At 72.5% G+C, this 22801-nt stretch carries 25 protein-coding genes; 11 read left to right on the forward strand and 14 right to left on the reverse strand.

The window, feature by feature from the left end:
* Positions 1–34 precede the first annotated feature (34 nt).
* Together Van01_RS30870 and Van01_RS30875 are read right to left on the reverse strand one after the other, a co-directional pair.
* A complete protein-coding gene (locus tag Van01_RS30870; protein ID WP_204015118.1) occupies positions 35–871 on the reverse strand; it encodes an undecaprenyl-diphosphate phosphatase in 837 nt (278 codons plus the stop codon).
* Positions 868–1920 (reverse strand): LLM class F420-dependent oxidoreductase, encoded by a 1053-nt coding sequence (locus tag Van01_RS30875; RefSeq protein WP_204015121.1) that lies wholly within the window; start codon positions 1918–1920, stop codon positions 868–870. The genes Van01_RS30870 and Van01_RS30875 overlap by 4 nt, the downstream gene beginning before the upstream one ends.
* Positions 1921–2097: 177 nt before the next feature.
* Between Van01_RS30875 and Van01_RS30880 the strand changes: the two genes are divergently transcribed.
* Entirely contained in the window at positions 2098–3069 is a 972-nt protein-coding gene (locus tag Van01_RS30880; RefSeq protein WP_204015124.1) for an aldo/keto reductase, read from the forward strand.
* Positions 3070–3124: 55 nt separating this feature from the next.
* Positions 3125–3316: a DUF5703 family protein gene (locus tag Van01_RS30885; protein WP_053655860.1), complete on the forward strand. Its 192-nt coding sequence runs from the start codon at positions 3125–3127 to the stop codon at positions 3314–3316.
* 289 nt (positions 3317–3605) lie between these two features.
* On the opposite strand, the gene Van01_RS30890 is transcribed toward Van01_RS30885, so the two are convergent.
* Together Van01_RS30890 and Van01_RS30895 are read right to left on the reverse strand one after the other, a co-directional pair.
* Complete coding sequence (locus Van01_RS30890; RefSeq protein WP_164447239.1) at positions 3606–4259, reverse strand: hypothetical protein; 654 nt, start codon at positions 4257–4259, stop codon at positions 3606–3608.
* A gap of 34 nt (positions 4260–4293) precedes the next feature.
* Positions 4294–5622 carry a M20/M25/M40 family metallo-hydrolase gene (locus Van01_RS30895; protein ID WP_204015127.1) on the reverse strand — a complete coding sequence of 443 codons (1329 nt, stop codon included), beginning with the start codon at positions 5620–5622 and terminating at the stop codon, positions 4294–4296.
* Positions 5623–5736: 114 nt separating this feature from the next.
* Between Van01_RS30895 and Van01_RS30900 the strand changes: the two genes are divergently transcribed.
* The 3 genes from Van01_RS30900 to Van01_RS30910 all read left to right on the forward strand — a co-directional run bounded on the left by Van01_RS30900 (position 5737) and on the right by Van01_RS30910 (position 7668).
* Entirely contained in the window at positions 5737–6336 is a 600-nt protein-coding gene (locus tag Van01_RS30900; protein ID WP_099846136.1) for a hemerythrin domain-containing protein, read from the forward strand.
* Between the two features lie 77 nt (positions 6337–6413).
* Positions 6414–7412, forward strand: a complete 999-nt coding sequence (locus tag Van01_RS30905) for a LysR family transcriptional regulator (protein WP_204015130.1) — start codon at positions 6414–6416, stop codon at positions 7410–7412.
* Positions 7413–7431: 19 nt separating this feature from the next.
* The gene (locus Van01_RS30910; RefSeq protein WP_099846138.1) at positions 7432–7668 is read left to right on the forward strand and encodes a hypothetical protein; all 237 of its coding nucleotides are present in this window, start codon (positions 7432–7434) and stop codon (positions 7666–7668) included.
* Positions 7669–7744: 76 nt separating this feature from the next.
* On the opposite strand, the gene Van01_RS30915 is transcribed toward Van01_RS30910, so the two are convergent.
* Genes Van01_RS30915 through Van01_RS30925 form a run of 3 tightly spaced genes read right to left on the reverse strand, consistent with a single transcriptional unit; the run spans position 7745 to position 10826 of the window.
* Positions 7745–8095: a DUF3140 domain-containing protein gene (locus Van01_RS30915; RefSeq protein ID WP_204015133.1), complete on the reverse strand. Its 351-nt coding sequence runs from the start codon at positions 8093–8095 to the stop codon at positions 7745–7747.
* Positions 8095–8259, reverse strand: coding sequence for a hypothetical protein (locus Van01_RS30920; protein WP_204015136.1), 165 nt, complete (start codon positions 8257–8259; stop codon positions 8095–8097). The genes Van01_RS30915 and Van01_RS30920 overlap by 1 nt, the downstream gene beginning before the upstream one ends.
* Positions 8260–8273: 14 nt before the next feature.
* Positions 8274–10826: an ATP-dependent Clp protease ATP-binding subunit gene (locus tag Van01_RS30925; protein ID WP_204015138.1), complete on the reverse strand. Its 2553-nt coding sequence runs from the start codon at positions 10824–10826 to the stop codon at positions 8274–8276.
* A 141-nt stretch (positions 10827–10967) separates the two neighbouring features.
* Here Van01_RS30925 and Van01_RS30930 point away from each other — a divergent pair, with 141 nt between their 5' ends.
* The 5 genes from Van01_RS30930 to Van01_RS30950 all read left to right on the forward strand — a co-directional run bounded on the left by Van01_RS30930 (position 10968) and on the right by Van01_RS30950 (position 16168).
* On the forward strand, positions 10968–11357 hold the full coding sequence (locus Van01_RS30930) for a PIN domain-containing protein (RefSeq protein WP_204015141.1): 390 nt from the start codon (positions 10968–10970) through the stop codon (positions 11355–11357).
* Positions 11358–11504: 147 nt separating this feature from the next.
* The gene (locus Van01_RS30935; protein ID WP_099846142.1) at positions 11505–11765 is read left to right on the forward strand and encodes a hypothetical protein; all 261 of its coding nucleotides are present in this window, start codon (positions 11505–11507) and stop codon (positions 11763–11765) included.
* Positions 11766–11773: 8 nt separating this feature from the next.
* A complete protein-coding gene (locus tag Van01_RS30940) occupies positions 11774–12841 on the forward strand; it encodes a hypothetical protein (RefSeq protein ID WP_204015143.1) in 1068 nt (355 codons plus the stop codon).
* Positions 12834–15503 (forward strand): FtsK/SpoIIIE domain-containing protein, encoded by a 2670-nt coding sequence (locus tag Van01_RS30945; RefSeq protein ID WP_204015145.1) that lies wholly within the window; start codon positions 12834–12836, stop codon positions 15501–15503. The genes Van01_RS30940 and Van01_RS30945 overlap by 8 nt, the downstream gene beginning before the upstream one ends.
* Entirely contained in the window at positions 15500–16168 is a 669-nt protein-coding gene (locus Van01_RS30950) for a hypothetical protein (protein WP_204015147.1), read from the forward strand. Before Van01_RS30945 ends, Van01_RS30950 begins: the two co-directional genes overlap by 4 nt.
* Before the next feature lie 6 nt (positions 16169–16174).
* Here the strand turns inward: Van01_RS30950 and Van01_RS30955 are convergent, their stop codons facing one another.
* Both Van01_RS30955 and Van01_RS30960 read right to left on the reverse strand, forming a co-directional pair.
* Entirely contained in the window at positions 16175–17482 is a 1308-nt protein-coding gene (locus Van01_RS30955; protein WP_204015148.1) for a cupin domain-containing protein, read from the reverse strand.
* Positions 17483–17491: 9 nt separating this feature from the next.
* Positions 17492–17671 carry a hypothetical protein gene (locus Van01_RS30960; RefSeq protein WP_204015149.1) on the reverse strand — a complete coding sequence of 60 codons (180 nt, stop codon included), beginning with the start codon at positions 17669–17671 and terminating at the stop codon, positions 17492–17494.
* Positions 17672–17878: 207 nt separating this feature from the next.
* On the opposite strand from Van01_RS30960, the gene Van01_RS30965 reads away from it, so the two are divergent.
* Positions 17879–18616 (forward strand): PIG-L deacetylase family protein, encoded by a 738-nt coding sequence (locus Van01_RS30965; protein ID WP_199172147.1) that lies wholly within the window; start codon positions 17879–17881, stop codon positions 18614–18616.
* A 76-nt stretch (positions 18617–18692) separates the two neighbouring features.
* Here Van01_RS30965 and Van01_RS30970 read toward each other — a convergent pair whose 3' ends face one another.
* The 5 genes from Van01_RS30970 to Van01_RS30990 form a co-directional block, all read right to left on the reverse strand.
* Positions 18693–19121, reverse strand: coding sequence for a DUF2267 domain-containing protein (locus Van01_RS30970; protein WP_204015150.1), 429 nt, complete (start codon positions 19119–19121; stop codon positions 18693–18695).
* 723 nt (positions 19122–19844) lie between these two features.
* Positions 19845–20720 (reverse strand): DUF72 domain-containing protein, encoded by an 876-nt coding sequence (locus Van01_RS30975; RefSeq protein WP_204015152.1) that lies wholly within the window; start codon positions 20718–20720, stop codon positions 19845–19847.
* Positions 20721–20765: 45 nt separating this feature from the next.
* Positions 20766–21164 (reverse strand): TraR/DksA family transcriptional regulator, encoded by a 399-nt coding sequence (locus Van01_RS30980; protein ID WP_204015154.1) that lies wholly within the window; start codon positions 21162–21164, stop codon positions 20766–20768.
* Positions 21165–21300: 136 nt separating this feature from the next.
* Positions 21301–21927, reverse strand: coding sequence for a nucleoside/nucleotide kinase family protein (locus tag Van01_RS30985; RefSeq protein ID WP_204015156.1), 627 nt, complete (start codon positions 21925–21927; stop codon positions 21301–21303).
* 87 nt (positions 21928–22014) lie between these two features.
* Positions 22015–22626: a winged helix-turn-helix domain-containing protein gene (locus Van01_RS30990; RefSeq protein ID WP_204015159.1), complete on the reverse strand. Its 612-nt coding sequence runs from the start codon at positions 22624–22626 to the stop codon at positions 22015–22017.
* Positions 22627–22801 lie beyond the last annotated feature (175 nt).

Raw genomic sequence — 22801 nt, forward strand, 5'->3', positions numbered from 1 at the left:
ACCCCCAACCCGCGACCCAGCGCAAGATCAGGAATCAGGTAGCGCTTATCGTCCCGGTCATCAGCAGAGCCAGCACGAGCGTGCCGATCGCGACCCGGTAGAGCACGAAGATGTACAGGGTGTGGTGTGCGACGTAGCGCAGCAGCCAGGCGATTGCCGCGTAGCCGACACCGAACGCGATGAGCGTGGCGACGATCATCTGCGCGACGGTGGGTACCGAGGTGCCGGGTGCCGCCGGTTCGAAGACGTCACCCAGGCTGAAGATCCCGGACATCACCACCGCCGGGATGGCCAGCAGGAACGAGTAGCGGGCCGCCGTCTCCCGGGTCAGGCTCAGGAAGAGACCGAAGGTGAGCGTCGCGCCGGACCGGGAGACACCCGGGATGAGCGCCAGTGCCTGGGCGAAGCCCATCACCACGCCGTCGCGCATCCGGAAGTCCCGCAGGGTCCGGGTCTGCCGGCCCCAGTACTCGGCGAACGCGAGCACGAAGGCGAACACGATGAGGGTGGTGGCCACCACCCACAGGTTGCGGGCGGTCTCCCGGATCTGGTCCTTGAACAGGAAACCGAAGAGGCCGATCGGGATGGAGCCGACGATCACGTACCAGCCCATGCGGTAGTCCAGGCTGGATCGGACTGATCTGTCCCAGATCCCGACGATCCAGGTCCGGCCGATGCGCCAGATGTCCTTGGCGAAGTACAGCAGCACCGCCGCCTCGGTGCCCAACTGGGTGACAGCGGTGAAGGACGCTCCGGCGTCCTGCTCGAAGAAGATCGCCGAGGTGATCCGCAGGTGCCCCGACGAGCTGACCGGCAGGAACTCGGTCAGGCCCTGGACGATGCCCAGGACGATGGCTTCGATCCAGGTCACTCCCCGACTCCCGAGAGGTCCAGCGCCTCGGCGACGGTCCGCAGGGTCTGCACACCGGTGTCGCGGTCGGCGGCGAAGAGGGTCACCGACAGGGTGGTGACCCCGGCCGCGGCGTACTCGCGCATCCGCTCCGCGATGCGCTCCTTCGGCCCGAGCAGCGACGTCCGGTCGATGAACTCCATCGGCACGGCGGCCGCCGCGTCGCGCTGCCGCTTGGCCAGGTAGAGCTCCTGCACCTCACGGGCGGCGTCGCCGTAGCCCATCCGGGTGGCCAGCTGGTTGTAGAAGTTCTGCTGGCGGCTGCCCATGCCACCGACGTACAGCGCCGCGTACCAGCGGACCAGTTCGGCGCAGGAGTTCACGTCGTCGCCGACCACCACCGGCACGGACGGCACCACGTCGAAGCCAGCGAGTTCCTTACCGGCCTTGGCGCGGCCGGCGCGCACCGCCGCGAGCTGCTCCTCGGCGAACTCCGGGGCGTAGAAGACGGCCAACCAGCCGTCGGCGATCTCGCCCGCCAGTTCCAGGTTCTTCGGGCCCACCGCGGCCAGGTAGATCGGGATGTGCTCCCGCGGCGGGTGGAAGCCCAGCCGCAGCGCCTTGCCGGGGCCGTCGGGCAGCGGCAGCGTGTAGAACTCGCCGTCGTAGGCGACCTCCTTGCGGGCCACCGCCAGCTTGACGATGTCCACGTACTCGCGGGTGCGGGCCAGCGGCCGGCCGAACCGCACGCCGTGCCAGCCCTCGGAGACCTGCGGGCCGGACACCCCGAGGCCGAGCCGGAACCGGCCCCCGGAGAGCGAGTCGATCGTGGCCGCGGTCATCGCCGTCATCGCGGGCGTCCGGGCCGGGATCTGCATCACCGCGCTGCCGATGTCGATCCGCTCGGTCTGCCCGGCCATCCAGGCCAGCATGCTCGGCGAGTCGGAGCCGTAGGCCTCCGCCGCCCACACCACCGAGTAGCCGAGCCGGTCCGCCTCCTGAGCCAGGGCCAGATGATCGGCCGGCGTGCTCCAGGCTGTCTGGTATCCGAGGCTTAGCCCGAGTCGCACAGAGTCCTCCCCCATCCGCAGTCGCATCAGGTTACGCAATGTCGGTGGCAGGGACGATCACCGGCTCGCCCTCCAGGCTCCGACGGCGCGACCCGACGAGCGGAGGCACGAACCGGCGGGCAGACTCGACGGGAGCGAGGATATCGGTCAGGCCCCGGTTCGAAATAAGGTTCACCCATGCAGCAGCGACCGCTCGGCCGAAGCGGGCTGGCGGTTTCCCGGCTCGCGCTCGGCACCATGACCTGGGGCCGGGACACCGACGCCGACGACGCGGCCGCGCAACTGAAGAGCTACCTCGACGCCGGTGGCAACCTGATCGACACCGCCGACGTGTACGGCGACGGCGACGCCGAGTCGGTGATCGGCTCGCTGCTGGGCACCCTGGTGCCCCGCGACGAGCTGTTGATCGCGACGAAGGCGGGGCTTCGGCCGGGTGGCGGTCGGCGCCGGGACGGCTCCCGTGGGCACCTGCTGCGTACCCTGGACGCCTCGCTGCGCCGGCTGGGTACCGATCACGTCGACCTGTTCCAGGTGCACGGCTACGATCCGCAGACCCCGCTGGAGGAGACCCTCGCGGCACTTGATCACGCGGTGGCCAGTGGCCGGGTGCGCTACGTCGGCGTGTCGAACTTCTCCGGCTGGCAGACCGCCCGGGCCGCGGCCTGGCAGGCGGCCTGGCCCGGGCGGGCACCGGTGGTGGCCGCACAGGTGGAGTACTCGCTGCTGGAGCGGGGGGTGGAACGGGAGGTGCTGCCCGCCTGCGATGCCCTCGGTCTGGGTGTGCTGCCCTGGTCGCCGCTGGGCCGTGGGGTCCTCACCGGCAAGTACCGGCACGGCCGGCCGGCGGACTCCCGGGCCGTTTCGCCGCATTTCGAGCGTTTCGTCGCCACCTACCTGGATCCACGCTGCTCCAGCATCGTGGAGGCGGTGGCCACCGCCGCGAGCGGTCTCGGCGTCTCCCCGCTGGAGGTGGCGCTGGCCTGGATCCGGGACCGGCCGGGAGTGACCGCGCCGATCCTCGGCGCACGTACCTCCGGTCAGCTGCTCGGGGCGCTTCAGGTGGAACGGGTGGCCCTGCCCGACGAGATCACCACCGCGCTGGACGACGTTTCTGCGCTGGAGGTCGGCTATCCGGAGCGCGACGGTTGAGCATCACCCGGTGAAGGGTGGCGCGTAAGGGGTCGGGCTGGGCAGCATAGGCCCCATGGACTACGAATACGCGCCGCTGCGGTTACCGCCGAACGTCGACAGGTTGACCGCCGCGGCGCAGCTGGCGATCCAGGCGGAGTTCTCCGGCTGGGAACTGGCCCGGGTGCGGCTGTTCCGCGACGGTACGCGGCAGGTGGTGCTGCGCCGCCGGCGGGTCAACCAGCCGCAGCCGGGCCTGTCGTACTGACCGACGGCGCGCCGGCGGTCCCGCGCCAGGCCCCCGAGCGGCGGCCGGCCGGGCCGGCAGCCGGTGCTGCCGCATGTCTCCCTCGGTCGCTGTCGAGCTGAACCGTCTGCGCTCTCGCGAGGATGAGGCCGCCGGCCCGGCTACGCCGTCAGCTCGACAGCACGCGAACCGGACCGCACCACCGGCCTCGACCGCACCGCCGACCCGGCTACCCCGTCAGCTCGACAGCGGGTGGCCGAGACGGTCGGAGCGGGTCGCCGACCGGTGGCCGGTCCGGACAACCGCGCCGTCAGTGCACGTGGTCGTGCTCGTCGTCGAGTTCCAGGAACGGGTGCTCGTCGAGGCGGCCGACCAGGCGATCGTCGGCACCCGGCTGGAACGGACCCACCGGGTCGTCGTCGGCGAACGACTCCAGGTCGACAGGAGTACCGACCTCGCTGACCATCACCACGCCGTCGAGCGGCTCCAGCTCCGGCACGTCGAGCGCGCCGAGCGACCCGTCGCCGCTCTGCAGCAGCTCCAGCACCGCCTCGCCGACGCCCTCCACAGGTGGCACCTCCTCGTCGCCGGGTACGCCCTCCCGGCGGGCCGCCTCGGCGACCCGGATCAGCGCGGAGACGCTCGGCACCCGGTAGTCACGCCGCTGGCGTACGGAGATCACCTGCGGGTGCGGGTCGGTCGACTCGACTCCCTCGCCACCGGCGAAACGCTGATCGGCCTCGTCCGGATCGATGGACTCGACGTCCCACGGGGTGACCTCGCCGAAGGCGTCCATGAGTTGCTCGTCGTAGGCGAACGACGCGTTGTTCAACGCGACGTACGCCTGCCAGACGTCGTCGTCGTCGATCCGGCCCTGCGCGGCCCGAACAGCGGCCAGATGGTGGCGGGCCGCTTCGATCACGCGCTCGAGGGCGGCGTCCAGCTCACCGTGCTGGTCGGTCATGTGAGGCGTCCCCTTCACGAAGAATCCAGGATGTCTAGCAGGTACGCAGGAACCGGTCGAGAACCCGCACGCCGAACTGTAGTCCGTCCACCGGTACCCGCTCGTCGATGCCGTGGAACAGCGCCGAGAAGTTCAGGTCGGCGGGCAGCCGCAGCGGCGCGAACCCGAAGCAACGGATGCCCAACTGCGAGAACGCCTTGGCGTCGGTACCGCCGGAGAGCATGTACGGCACCGGTCGGGCGCCCGGGTCCTCGGCCCGCAGCGCGGCGGCCATCGCCGCGACCAGATCCCCGTCGAAGGTGGTCTCCAGCGCCGGCTGCCGCTGGACGTACTCGATGGCGATGTCCGGACCGACCAGCTCTCGCAACTGCCGCTCCAGCAGCTCCGACTGTCCGGGCAGGCTACGGCAGTCGATTGTGGCGCTGGCCCGGCCGGGAATGACGTTGTCCTTGTAGCCGGCGGCGAGCCGGGTCGGGTTCGCGGTGTTGCGGATGGTGGCGCCGATGATGTTGGCGATCGGGCCGAGCTTGGCGATGGCGGCCTCCGGGTCGTCCGGGTCGAGTTCGACCCCGAGCACCTCGGAGACCTCCGCCAGGAAGGCGCGGACGGTGTCGGTGACCACGACCGGGAAGCGGTGCCGGCCGATCCGGGCCACCGCCTCGGCGAGTGCGGTGACCGCGTTGTCGTCGTGCAGCATCGAGCCGTGCCCGGGCCGGCCCCGGGCGTGCAGCCGCAGCCAGTCGATGCCCTTCTGGGCGGTCTCGATGAGATAGAGCCGCTGCGACGGGTCCACCGTGTACGAGAAGCCGCCGACCTCGCCGATGGCCTCGGTGCAACCGTCGAAGAGGTCACGGTGGCGGGTGGTCAGGAAGTGCGCGCCGTACTCGCTGCCCGCCTCCTCGTCGGCGGTGTACGCGAGCACGATGTCCCGAGGCGGGCGTACCCCCGTACGCTGCCAGTCCCGCACCACCGCGAGGACCATGGCGTCGAAGTCCTTCATGTCGATGGCGCCGCGACCCCACAGGTAGCCGTCGCGCAGCTCGCCCGAGAAGGGGTGCACCGACCACTCGTCGGCGTCTGCCGGTACGACGTCCAGGTGGCCGTGCACCAGCAACGCGCCTCGGCTGGGATCGGTGCCGGGTATCCGGGCGACCACGTTCGCGCGGCCGGGCGCGGACTCGTGGATGACCGGGGTGATGCCGACGTCGGCAAGCTTCTCCGCGACGTACTCGGCCGCGCCGCGTTCGCCAACGCTCGTGGCGTTGTCGCCGGTGTTCGTGGTGTCGATGCGCAGCAGGTCCCGGCACAGCTCGACGACCTCGTCGGTCGGCGCGGGGAGGGCGGCGTGGGCGTCGCTCGTCATCGTGCCTTCATATCAGCCTAGAGTTTCGGTTCGGGCGACCGCGGGTACTGCCGCGCCTGCCCGATGCCCGTCGAAGACCCCTCGTCGCTCCGCCCGCCCGCCCAGGAGGCGACCATGTCCGTCCACCTGCCGCCGCTGCCCCCCACCCCCGGGGACGAGTACCAGCCCCCCGGACGCAGCATCGCCGACCTCGTCGCCGAGGAGCACCGGCAGTTGCTGGAGCTGGCCCGGCGCCTGATCGAGCCCGGACCGGATCCGGAGCACGGCCGCGACGTCCTGGTCGCCGCCCTGTCGCGCCATCTCTCCGGGGAGGAGCAGTACCTCCTGCCCGCCGTCCGGCACGCGGTCGAGGGGGCGGACCCCCTCGTCGACGAGGTGTTGGCCGGCGACGTCGAGCTGCTGCGGGCGCTGCAGGGACTGACCGATGACAGCCTGCCCGACGTCGCCGCGCGGGTCGAGGCGCACGCCCGGGCTGTCGACCCGCTGATGCAGCGACTCTGCGCCGCCGCCACCGAGGAGGAGCTGATCCGGCTCGGCAACCGGTTGGAGATCGCCGAGGAGGCGGCACCGACCCGCCCGCATCCGGCGGTCCCGCACAGCCCGCCGTGGAACCGGATCGTCGAGCCGGCGGTCGGGGTGGTCGACAAGGTTCGGGACGTCCTCGCCGGCCGGCACACCCAGTTGGGCGAGCTGACCGAGCCGCCACCTCGGTGAGTTACTCGCGACACGTTCATGGTCGTTGATCCGTCCGGGCACTACCGCCGGCTGCTCCGTGGCCCTACCGTCACGCTATGAATCTGGAGTTGCGCCACCTGCGGGTGGTCTGCGCCATCGCGGAGACGGGGAGCGTGACCAAGGCGGCCTCGACGCTCGGCCTGGCCCAGCCGGCGCTGACCGCCCAGCTCCAGCGGATCGAACGCACCCTCGGTGGGCCGCTGTTCGAACGGGACCGGCGCGGCGCGCGGCCCACCGCCCTCGGTGAGTTGGTGCTCGCCCGGGCCCGGGTGCTGCTGCCGGCGATGAAGGGTCTGCAGGACGAGGCGGCCCGGTTGGCCGGCGCTGGCGACGCCCCCCGCCGGTACCGGTTCGGCGGCGTGAACAGCCCGATCCTGGGTCGCCTGGTGCACCGGCTGGCCGCCGAACAACCGCAGGCGCAGATCAGTACGCACGCCTCCTGGTCGGTCGACGAACTGGCCCAGTTGGTCGCCGGCGGACGGCTGGACTACGCGCTGACCGGGGTGTGCGGTGACTCGACTCCGTCGGCGGACTACGGGCTGAGCTGGCGGGAGGTGGCCGTCGATCCGGTCATGGTGCTGCTGCCGGAGACCCACCCGCTGGCTGGGCGGGACGAGGTCGACCTGGCCGACCTGCGGCACGAGCAGTGGGTGGCGGCCCCCGGGGACGGCTGCTTCGGCGACTGCTTCGCCGCCGCCTGCGCCCGGGCCGGATTCACCCCCCGCAAGGTGTACGAGGCCGACGTGCGCAGTTGCATCGACCTGGTGGACGCCGGCGAGGCGGTGGCGCTGTGCCAGGCCACGTTCCGGCCGGTCGCCGGCCTGGTGACCCGCCGCCTTGTCGACACGCCACTGCGCTGGCGGCTGATGCTGGGCTGGCACCCGGAGTCCGCCGCCGCCCGCACGGCCGACCTGGTGCTGGAGACCGCCCTGGTGGCGTACACCGACGCTCTCGCGCCGCATCCGGCGTACCTGGCCTGGCTGCTGCGCAACCCGGCGTTCGGGGTGCGGCGACCGGCGCCGGTGGTGACGGCTCCCCGGGTGCGAACCGCCTGAGCGCGGGTAAGGGGCGGGTATGACCGACCTCTATCCCGCCGCCGACGACCGCGAACTGCTTCGTCAGGCCGCTGCCGCGCACACCGCCGCCGTCCGGGAGTCCGAAGCCTTCCTGCGCCGGTTGCCGGAGGTACCCGACCCGGCCGACCTGGCCGAGTACGCCAATTTGCTCACCCGTGAGGAGCAGACCCGGGCCGACCGGCAGGCCGCTGCGGACGCCGCCGGGCTCGCCATCGCCAGTCTCGAGGCCGAGTAGTCCGGGCAGGGTGGTCCGGGCGGACGTACGCTCGTCCCCGGCGCGAGGCGGCGGCGCCGGGGATGACCGTGGCGGGTCAGCGTTCGACGAGCACGTCGTGACCCAGGTCGAGCAGGCTGTGCCGCCACTCGTCGTCGGCGTTGCCCCGGCCGGGTTTGGCGGCGGTCAGCGACCGGATCCGCTCGACCGCGTCACGCATCACGTCGATGTCCTCAGGGGTCAGGTCGACCTTGCGTTTGCGCAGCACCGCGAGGATCTGCCGGCCCGGCTCCGGCAGATTCAGGTCCGGGTCGGGGCCGAACGCGGTCTCCCCGGAGCCGCGGGTCAGCAGCCACTGCCGCAGTTGCTCGGACGGTACGTTGACCTCGGCGTGGAAGTCCTCCCAGAGCACTTCCACCTCGGGGTCGAGTCGCTGCTCGCGTACCATCAGCCCTCCTCTGCCGGCGGCGACCCGGACTCCGCCGGGTGCCCCTCGTCGGTCTGCCCGCCCAGCCCCTCCGGCGGCACCTGCACCCGGGCGGGGTTGGCTGTCGGTGGCGCCAGGATCGCCTCGGTCCGCTCGTCTTCGCGGGCCTCGTCCGGTTCGGTCATCGGTGCCCTTCCGGTCAGCGGGGATGCGAGGTCGTCGCCCTGGCGTGCCCCCGGCCGGCCGAGACGTCGAAGGTCAGTCGGTCGTCCCGGGCGTCGACGGTGACCCGCTGACCGGGTGAGATCTGCTGCTCCAGCAGCATCCGGGACAGGTGGTTGTCGACCTCCCGCTGGATCACCCGGCGCAGCGGCCGGGCACCGAACTCCGGCTGGTAGCCGTGCTCGGCGAGCCAGTCGATGCCGGCGGCGGTGAAGTCCACCTCGATGTCCTGGGCGTGCAGGCGGCGACGGGTCTCCTCCAGCAGCAGCTCCGTGATCTGGCGTAGCTGCTCGGCCTCCAGCCGACGGAAAATGATCACCTCGTCGATCCGGTTGAGGAACTCGGGGCGGAAGTTCTCCTGCAACCGGCGCATCAGCCGCTCCCGCAGCTCGTCGCTCTCCTGGGCGCTGCCCGGCTCGCCGGCACCGAAGCCGACCGCCCGCTGCGCACCGGTGATCAGCTCGGAGCCGATGTTGCTCGTCATGATCAGTACGGTGTTCTTGAAGTTGACGGTGCGGCCCTGACTGTCGGTCAGCCGTCCGTCGTCGAGCACCTGCAACAGGATGTTGAACACGTCCGGGTGGGCCTTCTCGATCTCGTCGAGCAGCACCACCGCGTACGGGCGGCGACGGACCGCCTCGGTGAGCTGGCCGGCCTCCTCGTACCCCACGTAGCCGGGCGGAGCGCCGACCAGCCGGCTGACCGTGTGTCGTTCCTGGAACTCACTCATGTCCACCCGGACCATCCGGTCCGCCTCACCGAACAGCGCCTCGGCCAGCGCGCGGCCCAGTTCGGTCTTGCCGACCCCGGTGGGGCCGAGGAACAGGAAACTGCCCATCGGCCGGTTCGGGTCGGCCAGGCCGGTACGGGATCGCCGGACCGCCTCGGCGACCGCGGTGACCGCGTCGTCCTGCCCGACGACCTTCTCGTGCAGCTGGCCCTCCAGCCGCAGCAGCCGGTCCCGCTCCTCCTCGGTGAGCTGGCTGGCCGGGATGCCGGTGGCCCGGGAGACCACCTCGGCGATTTCCTCCGGCCCCACCTCCGGCACCTGGCTGCCGTTGCCGTCGTCGCCCCGGGCCCGGTTCACCTGGCTCTCCAGCTCGGCGACCCGGTCGCGCAGCGCGGAGGCGCGTTCGTACTGTTCGTCGGCGACGGCCTGCTCCTTGTCCCGCCGTACCTCCTCGAGCTGCTGCTCCAGGTCGCGCACGTCGGCGTCAGGGGTCCGGGTACGCAGCCGGACCCGGGCGCCGGCCTGGTCGATCAGGTCGATCGCCTTGTCGGGCAGGAAACGGTCGGTGATGTAGCGGTCGGACAGTTCCGCGGCGGTCACCAACGCCTCGTCGGTGAAGCGCACCTGGTGGTGTGCCTCGTAGCGGTCCCGCAGCCCACGAAGGATGGCCACGGTGTCCTCGACAGTCGGTTCCGGGACGAAGACCGGCTGGAACCGTCGGGCCAGCGCGGCGTCCTTCTCGATGGTGCGCCGGTACTCGTCGAGGGTCGTCGCACCGATCACCCGTAGTTCGCCCCGGGCCAGCGCCGGCTTGAGCATGTTCGACGCGTCCATACCGCCCTCGCTGCCCGCCCCGCCGGCCCCGACCAGGGTGTGGATCTCGTCCAGGAAGATGATCAGCTCCTCCCGGTGAGCGCGGATCTCGTCGATCACCTTCTTCAGCCGTTCCTCGAAGTCGCCCCGGTAGCGGGTGCCGGCGACCAGGCCGGCCAGGTCGAGCTGGATCACCCGCTTGCCGAGCAGCGTCTGCGGCACGTCACCGTCGCAGATCCGCTCCGCCAGACCCTCCACGATGGCGGTCTTGCCGACGCCCGCCTCACCGATGAGCACCGGGTTGTTCTTGGTCCGCCGGGAGAGGATCTCCACCGCCTGTTCGATCTCGTCGGCGCGCCCGATCACCGGGTCGATCTGATCGTTGCGGGCCAGGTCGGTGAGGTCCTGGCCGTACTGGTCCAGGGTGGGCGTGCCCCGGTCGGGACGGGGGCCGCCGGCCGGGCCGCGTTCGGCGTTGGCGGCCTGCAGGGACTCCGGCTGGATACGTCCGGCGGCGAGCATCCGGCCGGCGGGCGACTCGGGGTTCAACGGCAGGGCCATCAGGATGTGCTCGGGCCCGATGTAGTTGGCGCCCATCGCCCGGGACAACTGGTGTGCGTCGAGCAGCGCTCGCTTGGCCGCCGGCGTCAGGGACAGGTTCGGCGGGACCTCGCCCTGCGGGGCACCGTCGCCCCGTCCGCCCAGGGCGTTGACCAGGGTGTCCGGGTCCGCGCCCGCCCGCCGGACCAGGTCGCGCAGCGGCTCGCGCTGCAACGCCGCCCAGAGCAGGTGGTCGGTGTCCAGGTCGTTGCTCTGCTTCTGGGCGGCCCGGCGCGCCGCGTCGGCGAGCATCTCGCGCGCGTCCGCGGTCATCAGCCGGGTGATGTCGACCCGGTGCGCGGGGCGTCGCCCGCCCTCGCCCCGACCGAAGTACCGCGCCAGGAACTCGTCCCACGGGTCGGAGCCGAAGTCACCGGGTCCAATCATGTCTGTCCTCCGCGGTCGGGCGCGAGACGGTCGGCACGGGCTACCCAGCCCCCGGCCGGACAAACGCCACCACCGCTCCCCCGGCCCCCGGCCCGGCGCGGCTACCCGGCAGGTCGGCCGGACGGATGGCAGGGTTGACTGATGGAACCGACACCGCTGCTGATCGTGGACGCCGCAAACGTGGTGGGCTCGCGCCCGAACGGCTGGTGGCGCGACCGGGCCGGCGCGACCGCCCGACTACGGGACACGCTCGTTCCGGTGGGTGGGCGGGGTCTGCCCCCGGACCTGCCTCCCCCCGTCGAGGTGGTGCTGGTGGTGGAGGGCGCGGCCCGGGACGTGCCGGGTGTCGACGGGGTACGCGTGGTGTCCGCCGACGGTTCCGGCGACGACGCCGTGGTCGACCTGGTGGCCGGCGCCGGGCAGCGGCGACGGGTGGTGGTGACGGCCGACCGCGAGCTGCGGCAGCGGGTCACCGCCCACGGCGCCGAGGTGTACGGTCCCCGCTGGTTGACAGGTGGTGGCGGTGGGTGAGCGCCCGCCCACCGGTCCCACTGACCGGACCGACGGGTGCTGCGGTCGACAACCGGTCAGCGGGGCAGGAACACTGACAGGGCACCTGTTCTGTCCACTACCGGCATAGGCTCTAATGGAGTCCTCCCCGCCCCCAGGAGGTTCCGCGTGGCGAGCGTCGCCGAGCTCAAGGCAGCCATCGATATCGCACTTCAGCAGATCGGTGACGGTCAGAGCGCCGTGCAGGCCGCGGGCGAGAAACTGGCCGAGGCACAGCAGACCCTCGCCGGGGCGTTGGAGGGCAGCGGCCACACCACTGTCGAAGCCGCGCAGGCGTCGCTGACCCAGGCCAGCCAGGAGTTGGAGGAGTGCCTCGCCGCGACGCTCGTCGCGGTCGAGCAGGCCCAACAGTACGTCTCGACGCTGTAGGGGCGGGCGTGTCCATCGTCGAGGAGGTCGGCGCGCAGGTCCGCGCCGCCGCCGAGGAACTGCCGCTGGGGCTCTTGGCGCAGGCGCTGGAGAAGTTCGGCCTGGCCAGTGAGCGGCTGCGCTGGGTACGTCAGGAGTCGGCCAATCCGATGGGGGTGCCGGAGCTGTCCGCCGCCACCGAGCACGCGGAGACCGCCGGCTACGCGTTGCGGCTGGCCCAGGAGCAGCTGACCGCGTACCTCGCCGCGATCGGGCTGGCCCCCGACGGCGCGCCACCGGCCCCCGGGCAGCCGCAGCGGCAGCCGGTGCACGACGCGCCCGGCGCGGCCGGACCGCAGGTCGCCGCGCCGGAGCCGGCCGGTGAGGTGCGGCTGCGCCGCTGGTGGTCGGTGCGGGTGGCCGAGCTGACGGGTGGGCGGGAGGGCCCGGCCGAGCAACCTGACGAGCGCGTCGCCGACTCCCGGGAACTCCTGCACCGGGTGGTACGCGGTGTCCGGGCCGGTGACCGCGACCGGCTGCACCGCGACCTGCGCGGCGCGCACGCCGACATCGGCCTCGGACTGGCCGCCGTGGCCCCGCCGCTGCTCCGCGACCTCGCCAGCGAGCTGCTCGGCCATCCGCCACGCGGCGACGACCTGGCCCGGTTGCACCGCGAGCTGGACGGTCGGGTCCGCGACCTGCTTCCCGGCCTGCCGGCCCCGGTGCTGGACACGCTGCTCAGCCGGGTCTGCCGGATGCCGCCGCCACGTCGCGGCGAGGGCGAGCAGCCGCACGCCGCCGATCCGGCGGTCACCGCCGGGGTGCTCACCGGGGTCCTGCTCGACCGCCTCGGCCGCGACCTGCCGACGACGACCGGCGGTACCGGTGCCGACCGGCCCACGACCAGCGCGGCGCCAGGTGGCCGACCGACCGGGCGGGGCGGTGAACCGGAGCCCGGTCGGCGTCCCGAGCCCGTTCGTCCCGCCGGGCCGGCCAGCGCCGGAGGTGGTCGCCCGACACCGTGGTCCGGCGCACCGTCGCGGCCCACCTCCGGCGACGGATCCATCGGCCGGCCGAGGCGCGGGATCGATGGCTGACCGGCGCAACCAGCTGGTCACCCGGGTCCGGGAACTGCTCGCCGAGGCACTTGGCGCGTCCCGGGACCGGTCGGCCGCTGCCCAGCTCGCGTTGACCGCCGCCCGGGAGCGGGCGGTGCGGGTACGCCAGGCCGCCGCAGGTGTGCCGGAGCGGGTCGGGGCCGAACGCGACCGCCGCCTCGCCGAGATCGATTCCCGGCACGCGGCACGGTTGACGGTGCTGGCCCGGGAGGCGGCCGAGGCGGCGTCCCGGGAGGCGCCCGGCGCGGGTTCGGCGGACTGGCCGGGGTGGCGCCCGACCCCGGCCCAGCGGGCCGAGGCGCCGGGGGCGACGAGGATCGGCACCGTCCGGCTGACCGGCACCGCGCCGGTACCGGCGCTTGTGCCGCTGCTCGACGCCGGGCACGTCGCGCTCGACGGGGACGCTGACGGGTGCGCGGCCGTGGTCGCCGCGCTGCTGCTGCGCAGCCTGGGTCGGGCCGCGCCGGGCACCGTCCGGCTGGTCGGCTACGACCCGGACCGGCTCGGCGGTGGGCTGGCCGGATTCGCCCCGTTGGGCCCGGCCGGGCTGCTCACCTTCGTCGGCCCGGGTGGTCTGGGCCGGCTGCTGGACGACCTGGTGGAACAGATCCGCCGGATCAACGAGACGGTCCTGGCCGGCGAGCACTCCTCGTTGCGCGAGCTGGCCGCCGCGACGGGACGCCGCCCCGAGCCGTGGCGGGTCGCGGTGCTGCTCGGCGGCGAGGAGTTGTCCCGGCACGAGCGCGGTCAACTCGACCGGGTGGTGCGTGCCGGTGTCGCCTGCGGCGTACACCTGATCGTGCGGGGTGTGCCGGTGCCCGACGAACCATCGGTGACCCGGGTGACGGTGACCGCCGACGGCGCCCGGATCGGCCGCCTGCCGGTCCGGCTCGACCCGTCCCCGCCGGCCACCCTGGTCACCGAGACCTGTCGGGACATCGCCTCGGTGGTCAGCGCCGGACCGGCCCCCACCCCGTTCACCGACCTGCTGCCGCCGGCCGACCAGATGTGGCGGGAGGACTCGGCGACCGGGCTGACCGCGCCGATCGGTGAGGGGCCCCAGGGCCGGCCGGTGCTGCTCACCCTCGGCGACTATCCACCGCACGCGTTGATCGGCGGACCCTCCGGCACCGGGAAGACGAACCTGATCTTCGCCTGGATCGGGGCCCTCGCCGCCCGCTACTCCCCCGCCGAGTTGGAGTTCTACCTGCTGGACTTCAAGGAGGGGGTGTCCTTCGCCCGGTTCGCGAAGGGCCGGCGGGACCCGAGCTGGCTGCCGCACATGCGGCTGGTCGGCATCAACGTCAACACCGACCGGGAGTTCGGCCTGGCGCTGCTGCGCTTCCTGGCCGAGGAGCTGCGCCGACGGGCGGACGCGGCCAAGAAGCACGAGGTCACCAAGCTGGCCGAGCTGCGGCAGGTGGACCCGACCGGGCACTGGCCGCGGATCGTCGCGGTGGTCGACGAGTTCCAGATGCTGCTGGCCGGCCGCGACGCGGTCGCCCGGGAGGCGGCCGACCTGCTGGAGGACCTGGCCCGCCGGGGCCGCTCCCAGGGCATCCACCTGGTGCTGGCCTCGCAGGACGTACGCGGCATCGAGGCGCTGTGGGGCCGACCCGCGCTCGTCGCCCAGTTCACCCTGCGGATCGCGCTGCCGAAGGCGCTGCGGATCCTCGCCGAACGCAACGACGCCGCCCAGTCGCTGCCCAAGTTCCACGCAGTGGTCAACGCCGAGTCTGGTCTGACCGAGGGCAACCAGGTGGCCCGGATCCCGTCGGCGAGCGACTGGGAGACGTGGAGCGACCTGCAACACCGGCTGTGGCGGATGCGACCGGCCGAGGCGTCGCCCGCCCGCCTCTTCGACGGCGACGCGGTGCCACGGCTGGCCGACGCGCCGGACTTCCGGGCGCTGCGGGCCCCGGAGGTCGGTACGCCCCGGGGACCCGTCGCACTGCTCGGCGAGATCATCGACGTGCAGGCACGTTCGGCGGTGCTGCGGCTGCCCCGGGCGCCGGGCCGCAACCTGGCCGTGCTGGGCACCCGGGTCGACGAGGCGTGCGCGGTGCTCGACGCGGCGGCCCGCTCGCTGGCCCGCCAGCACCGCCCCGGCAGCGCCCGCTTCTCGATCGCCTGCCTGGATCCGGACGCCGACCCGGCGGCCCGGGCCCTCTACGAGGACCTCGCCGACGACGCCGCCTGGTACGACGAGGAGACAGTGGCCGAGCTGGTGGCCGAGACGGCCGGCGCCCTGGGCGCGCCCGGCGCCACCGGGGCACCCCACTACCTGCTGCTGTTCGCCGTCGACGCGGCGGCCGGTACGCTCGCCGCCCGCACCGGCCGGGCCACCGGGCTGGAGCACCTGCGCCGGATCCTGCACGACGGCCCGGAGCGGCGCACCCACGTGCTGGCCTGGTGGCGCGGGGTGGCCCGGATGCGCGCCGACCTGGGTGGTACCGGCGCCCGTACCGACCAGATCGGCGCCTGGGTGGCGTTGGACACCCACGGCGGGGAACTGGGCCCGTCGTTGTACCCCGGCAGCGGTGGGCCGGACTGGTATCCCCGCCCATGGCGTGGGCTCTTCTTCGACCGGGCGGTGCACCGCACCGGGCAGACCATCATCCCCTACGGACCGGCACGATGAACGAACCGGTCACCAGCCAGTCGTACACCGCCCAGCTGCGCCGGCTCGCCGAGTTGACGGCCCGGGTGCGGGAGCAGCGCGAGGAGGCCCAGGACTGGTACGACCAGCAGTGCGCGGCGGCGGACCGGGCGGTGGCCGAGTCCGCCGACGAGGTGAACCGGGCCGAGCAGGAGCTGATCGCCGCGCGCGAGGCACAGGAGCGGGTGGACGCCGAGGTGGCGGTGCTGTGGCAGGAGTTGAACACCCGGCTGGGCGGTGGCGGGCGACGGGCCGGGGCACCACCGGCCCCCGCGCCGGAGGCCACCGGCGACCCGACCGCACTCCTGGATGGGGTACGCGACCTGCTGCGCCGTACCCGTCAGCCCGGTGAACTGCCGGGCAACGTCAACCCGCTGCTGGCGATGTGTGGCGTCGCCGGTGCGGTGCTGGCGTACGCCCTGGGTGCCGTCGCCCGCGCCCTGGGTGCGCGCGGCGACGGTGACCTGGCTGTCGGCCTGCCGGTGCTGGCCCTGGTGGTGACGCTGCTCGGCCCGGTGCTGGGCCTGATCCCGGCGCGTCTGATCGCCGACCGTCGCCACGCCGTGCTGAGCCCCCGCCCGGTCCTCATCGTCGTCATCGCCGGCCTCACCACCACCCTCCTCCTCCTGACCCTCCCCCTCCCCTGACCGTCCTCAGCCCTGGGCGGGAGTGAGGGCGGCTTCGCGGAGGAGGCGGCGGGTGAGGGTGAGGCGGTCGGCGTCGGTGTCCAGGCCGGGAAGGTCGCCGACGCGGATCGGCGGGCCGGCGAGCAGGGCCCGCACGGCCGGTTCGCACGGCGCGGGGAGGCTGATCGTGCGGTCGAACAGGCGCAGCGTCACCCGATCTCCCTCGCCGACAAGCTGCCAGCGCAGACCCTTACGGGCCAGGACACGGCTGTCGGCGGTCAACGCGGTGATCGCGGCGGCCTGGGCCAGCGGCCGGATCGGTGCCGGGCGTGACGCCGACCAGGCTCGCTGCCGCAGCCGGGTAGCCACGGCGGCCGGGTCGGCCCGCAGCAGCCACTCCCGCAGCGCCTCGACCGTCTCGGTCAGCTCCGGCTCGATGGCGTCCGGATCGGCCACGTCGGTGCCGAACGGCAGGGTCGCCCGCAGCCGCTGGTCCTCGGCGGCCAACCCGAGCAGTTCCTCGACAAGCGCGTACCGGGTCAGCGCCCGGATGCCCACGGTCAGGTGCAGTGAGCTGGATTCCTGCGCCTGGGCGCTGTGCAGCCACCCCCGGGGCAGGTAGAGCGCGTCACCCGGTTCCAGGACCACGTCCAGCGCGGCCGGCCCCTGTGCGGTGGCGGTGACCTCGTCGGCCCGGCCACCCCACGGCTGCCGCTCCAGCGGGTCGGGCAGCACCGGCGGGTGGATGCGCCAGTGCTTACGGCCGTCCACCTGGAGTACGAAGACGTCGTGGGTGTCGTAGTGGGTGGCGAAGCCCTGGCTGTCCGGCGGGGTCAGATAAGCGTTCACCTGCAACGGCTGCCCCACCGCGAGGCTCAGGTCCCGAGTGAAGTCGATCAACGCCGGCCAGGTGCGGTGCAGCCCCTGCAGCACCAGCGTGGCGCCGTCGGCGTACAGCTGGAGGACCTTCTCGTCGAGGACCTGGTCGTCGATCTCGGCGCCGGCGCCGCCACCGCCGGTGTACCGCGCCGCCGGCAGCACCTGGCCGTCCTTGGCCACCCGCAGGAAGGGGGTACGCAGGCCGCGCCGGCTGAGCAGTTCGTCGGCGTCGGCGGGACTGAGCAGATCGGTGAAGCCGGCCGGGTTTGGCAGTTCGGCGGCCCGGGACAACAGTGGGGTACGCCCCCAGTGGGCGGCGGCGAACTTCGCCGCCTCCACGCTGACGCAGCGGGCCAACGCGGCAGCGGCCGAGGTCCGATCCGCAGGCTGGTCGAGGTCGGACGATGATGGAGCCGCCGGGCGGCCGTGGCCGCCCGGCGGGTCGAGATGCGTCATGGCGATCCGTTACCGGGCGGCGCCGTCGGCACCGCCGTCGTGCTGGCCCGGAGTCGCACCGCCGTCGGCCGGACCTTCGGCACTGCCGTCCGCGCCGCCGTCGTGCTGACCCGGAGTCGCACCGCCGTCGGCGGGACCCTCCGCCGCGCCGCCGCTGGTGGTCTGCATGTCATCGTCGTTGAGTGGCATCGTGCTCCCTCGGATTGACCCGCCCCCGCCGCCGTCGGTCGGGTGCGTCCTGCCGCGGGTGGTACCCCGCTCCCGATCTTCTCTAACCACACCTCGTCCCACGGTAAACGCCCGAACCGTCGGGCATGACCGCTTCGCCACTCCGGCGTCGGGCGCAGCAGAGCGGTTGGTGACAGGATGGACCGAACACGTCTGACGGAGGTGCCGATGACCGAACCACTGGAGCCGGTGACCGAGGACTGGCAACGCGCCCTGGCGATCGTGGCTCATCCCGACGACCTGGAGTTCGGTGCCGCCGCCGCCATCGCGCGCTGGACCGGGCAGGGCAAGCAGGTGGTCTACTGCCTGGTCACCAGCGGTGAGGCGGGCATCGACGGAATGCCGCCACCGCGGGCCCGGGAGGTACGCGAGCAGGAGCAGCGGGAGTCGGCGGCGCTGGTGGGCGTGGACACTGTCGAGTTCCTGGGCCTGCCCGACGGGGTGCTGGAGTACGGCGTCCCGCTGCGCCGGGAACTGGCCGCGGTGGTCCGCCGGCACCGCCCGGAGATCGTCATCACGAACAACTTCCGGGCCACCTGGGACGGCGCGGACGTGCTCAACCAGGCCGACCACATCGCTGTGGGCCGAGCCACCCTGGACGCGGTCCGCGACGCCGGCAACCGCTGGATCTTCCCGGAGCAGTTGACCGACGGCGTCGAGCCGTGGGGCCGGGTACGGCAGGTGTGGGCCGCCTCGTCACCGCGTTCCCGGCACGGCGTGGACACCACCGACACGTTCGACCGAGGGGTCGCGTCGCTGTTGGCCCACGAGGCGTACCTGACCGGGCTGGGTGACGGCAGCTTCGACGCCGAGGAGTTCCTGGAGGGTGGTGCGCGGCCGGTCGGGGCGCGGCTGGGCGTGCGCTACGGCACCTCGTTCGAGGTGTTCCACTTCGACCTCTGGTGACCCGGCAGGTTCGTCCGGGGCTGAGCAGGCAGGCGTCGACCCACCCCACTGTGGGGCGGGTCGCGACGGGCCCGGGTCAGGGCATGATCCGGGCAAGGTCGGCGGGCATGGTGTCCTTGACGTCATCCCACTCGCCCTGGGTGATGTGCCGGCGCAGCGTGTCCAGCACCACCTGGACCACCCGCTCCGGACCGCCCGCCACGTCGTACGGGAAGCCCTGGCGGACCTCGTAGAGGAAGTCGTCCCGGTTGAGCTTGATCGGGACGTTCTGCGGTTGCCAGCCGTCGAAGTAGACGCCCCGCACCACGATCGGCAGCTGGGCGGAGAACTCCACGCTCTCCTGCACCGGCATCCGGTCACGCAGCAGGTGCAGCACGGTACGCAACGCGGCGTACGACTGGTTGCGCTGCTCCTTCGGCCATCCGTACGCCTTCTCGATGTCCTTCAGGATCAGGTTGGTCTTGTCCATCGAGGACTCGATCGCGGACTGGAACTGCTCAGCCATCTGTCCACCCCCGTCTGTCGGTTTCCCACCGTCGGTCGTCGTGGCGTCGCGGCGGACCCGCCGGGCCACGCCGGTTCCGGATCGGGCTGTCCCGCCCGACACGTGCCGCCCGCCGAGGCGGCTCGGACGCTCCGACAATGCGCAGGACGGCATCGCGCCGCCGGTGCGGTACCAGCCGAACGGTCATCGCCAGCCACCTCCGTGGTGTCGCTTCCGCGCGGACGATCACCGGAGCACCCGCGCCGCTGCCACCATGCTCCGCACCGCCCGGGTGAGTCGTCCTCACCCGGTCCGGGTGAGAACCCACCGCCCGCGCGCCCGCCTGCACGCCCTCCGGCCCGCCTGCGCGAGACAGGCCCGGACCGGGTCGATGCGATTCGCCCAGGAAAACACCCTCCGTACTAGGCGGCACGGCCGCCGACCATCACCCTCCGTAATCAGGTTGGCATAGGCCGCCTATACCTCCCCGCGCCCTTTGCTCTGCTTCAACCCACGCAGTAGCCCTTGAACAGGCGATATTCGTCGAGGCGATGACGGGACCGCCGGGCGGTCAGACACCCGGAGTAATCCATTGCGTCCGCTGAAGCAGAGCAAAGGAGGCAGTGCGGTAGGTCGGTCGGGGCGGGGGTGGCTACGGAATGTGTCCGCTGCGGTTGCCCAGGTGTCGCCGGCCCGCGCAAGGCGACCGGCTGCCCGGCTCCGGGCTCTGGTGTTGGCGAGGGGTCAGTCGGTCCCGGTGAGCAGGGCCTGGAGTTGCTGGGCGTTGGTCTGGGCATAGTCGCGGTAGCAGTTGTTCATGAGAACGTGGGTCTGCTCGGTTTCGCCGGCCAGCTCGCGGAGCTTGGGCGCCCAGTCCTTGAGCTCCCGCGCGGAGTAGTGGTAGCCGAACTTCTCGTGAATGTCCTTGCTGGTCCACTTGTCGCTGTGGCCGTGGAAGCGCACCACGGCGAGGTCCGAGGTGGCGGCCAGCACCGGCGGGATCGAGGAGCGGTGACCCTGCGGCATGTCCACGCTGACGTACGCCAGCCGGTGCTCACGCAGGAAGTCGAGGGTCTCCGCGGCGTTGTCGCCGTCGAACCAGGAGGCGTGCCGGAACTCGAACACCGGACGCAGCGGCGCGCACCGGCGGGTCACCTCCAGCAGGTACTGCTTGTTGTCCCGCCGGATGGTGAACCAGGGCGGAAACTGGAACAGCAACGCGCCGAGCTTGCCCACCTCGACAAGCGGGTCGAGGGCGCTGAGGAAACGGGTCCAGACCTCCTCGTACGCCTGCGGTGGCAGGTCGTCGGGGTAGACGTTGCGCTTGTCGGTCTCCGGTCGCAGGTCCTTGTAGATCGCGCTGACCCGGGTGGGGTGACCGGTGAGCAGACTGAACGCCTTCACGTTGAAGGTGAAACCGGCAGGGGTCCGCTCAGCCCAGAGCTTCGCCGTGCGCTCGGCGGGTGGCGAGTAGTAGGTGGCGTCGACCTCGACAAGTGGGAACTGGCGCGCGTAGTAGGCCAGCCGCTTCTCCGGCGTGTCAGCCGTTTGGGGATACCAGCCCGAATCCAGCAGGGTCCGGTCGGTCCAGGAGGCGGTGCCCACCATGATCTCGCCCATGAGTGGAGTTCACCGTGCCCCGGACCGACCGGCAACCGCTACGGGTCAGGCCGCCCGACGTTCGCGGGTCTGCTTGCAGGTGACACAGGTGGTGGCCGACGGGAAGATCTCCAGCCGTTCGACCGGGATCGGCGCGGTGCAGCCTTCGCAGAAGCCGTAGGTGCCCTCGGCGAGCCGGACGAGCGCGTGTTCGTACTGGGCGCGACGGTCCAGGATGGTCCGCAACAGCGACTGCGCGGTGTCCCGCTCGGCCGTCTTGGTGCCGCTGTCGGCCTGGTCGTCGCCGGCGGTGTCGCCGACCTCGACGAGCCGCAGCACCTGGCTCTGCTGCACCGCCTGCTGGTACTCCTCGGTCAGCTCGTCGTGGCGGGCCTGCAGGGAGAGCCGGATCTGGTCGATCTCCGCCTGGGATCGGCTCGTGCCGACCGTGTCGTGGACGAGCATCGCTGCCTGCCTTTCCTGGGCCATATGGTCTGCGCGGGCGGGTCGGTCCACACCCGGTCATACCGCCCAAGTCATCGCACCCGGGCGCTGTGAGCCCCGCGTTTACCCTCGTTGTCCACGGCTCAAACCGACAGGTTCACGGATTCACCAACGCCGGGCGGCGCGGATCGTCGACCCGGACCAGCACGTCGGCGAAGCTGGCAGGGGCCACCTCGGCGACGTACCTGTCGAAGGCGGGCAAGGTCCAGGCCAGTTCCGGGTCGGTACGCCGGCGCAGCGCGGCGGCCGACATCTCCAGGTGCACCACGATGTCGAAGGCCAGCCCACCGCCGAGCAGGAACGCGCCGCTGACCAGCACCACACCGCCGGGCGGCAGGTCGACGTACGCTGCCCGGCTGGCCCGGTCCGCCCGGGCGTCCCAGAGCGAGGGCAGCACCCTGCCGTGCCCATCCGGGCCCGCCGGGTCCAGCACCTCCCGGCGCAGGCCGGCCTCGTCCACCCAGCCCTCGTAGTACGCGTCCGGGTTGGTCCGACCCCGTTCCAGGCGTACCGAGGCGGGGCGCAGGAAGTCCTCGGCCCGTACGTGCAGCACCGGGTGGCCGAGGGCGCGCAGCGGGTCGACCAGGGCCTCGGCCAGGTGGTCGGGGCGGGCGGCCGGCGCACCGTCCACCCCGACCCGCAGCCGCCCGGTCGACGCCGCGCCGGCGAGCCGGTCGGCCAGCTCGGTGACGAGCAGCGGCGGTGAGATGGGTCGCACGCGCATCCGACAATGGTGCCCGCTGGTCGGCGCACCCACGCCCGTCCCGGCCGAGCCCGATCCGCGTCGCTTCCCGGCCGGTGCGGCGGCGGGTCAGCCGGCGCGGTCGAGGGTGGCCCGGGCGTCGTCGGCCAGCCGGTAGCCGACCCCGTAGACGGTGGTGACCAACGGAACGTCCACGCCGACCTTGCCGCGTAGCCGACGCACGTGCACGTCGACAGTGCGTACCCCGGCGTGCTCGTAACCCCAGACGGCGTTGAGCAACTGGAGTCGGGTGAAGACCCGCCGGGGGTGCGCGACCAGGTGCAGCAGGAGGTCGAACTCCAGCCGGGTCAGCGGCAACGGCTCACCGTCGCGCAGCACCGACCGGGAGGACGCCAGGATGTGCAGGGTCGGGAAGGCGGGCGCGAGCTGCCGTGTCGGCGTACGGCCCGCCGGCACGGCCTCGGCACGGCGTTCCGGGACGACCGGACCGACTGTGGTGATGGTGCCTTCGCCCCGCTCCAGCATCTCCCGCGCCGCGTCGAGCAGCCGACGGGCGGCTGGCGTCAACGACTCCTCGCAGGCCAGCGGGATGGACAGGGTCACCGTGAGCACGGGGGCGGCGGTGTTTGCGGGACGACGCTGACCGCCGGGAGGTCGACCGGGCACCGCGGGTTGGGACGTATGCCATCCGGCGCGCGACGAAGCGGGGCTGACCGACATGGTCCTCCTTGGCTGGTCCGGGTTTTCCCCACGGCCCCGGGACGCCGCTCTATCGATGCTTCCCGGCGCCTGTGCGAGGGTCAAGAGGCGGCTGCGTTGCATGAATGTGACAATTGACCGACACATCGGAGCCGTCCGCTCGCTCTGCGTACGAGGCCAGATGATTACAGCAGAG

The sequence above is a fragment of the Micromonospora andamanensis genome (assembly GCF_016863495.1).
GTDB classification, from domain to species: Bacteria; Actinomycetota; Actinomycetes; order Mycobacteriales; family Micromonosporaceae; genus Micromonospora; species Micromonospora andamanensis.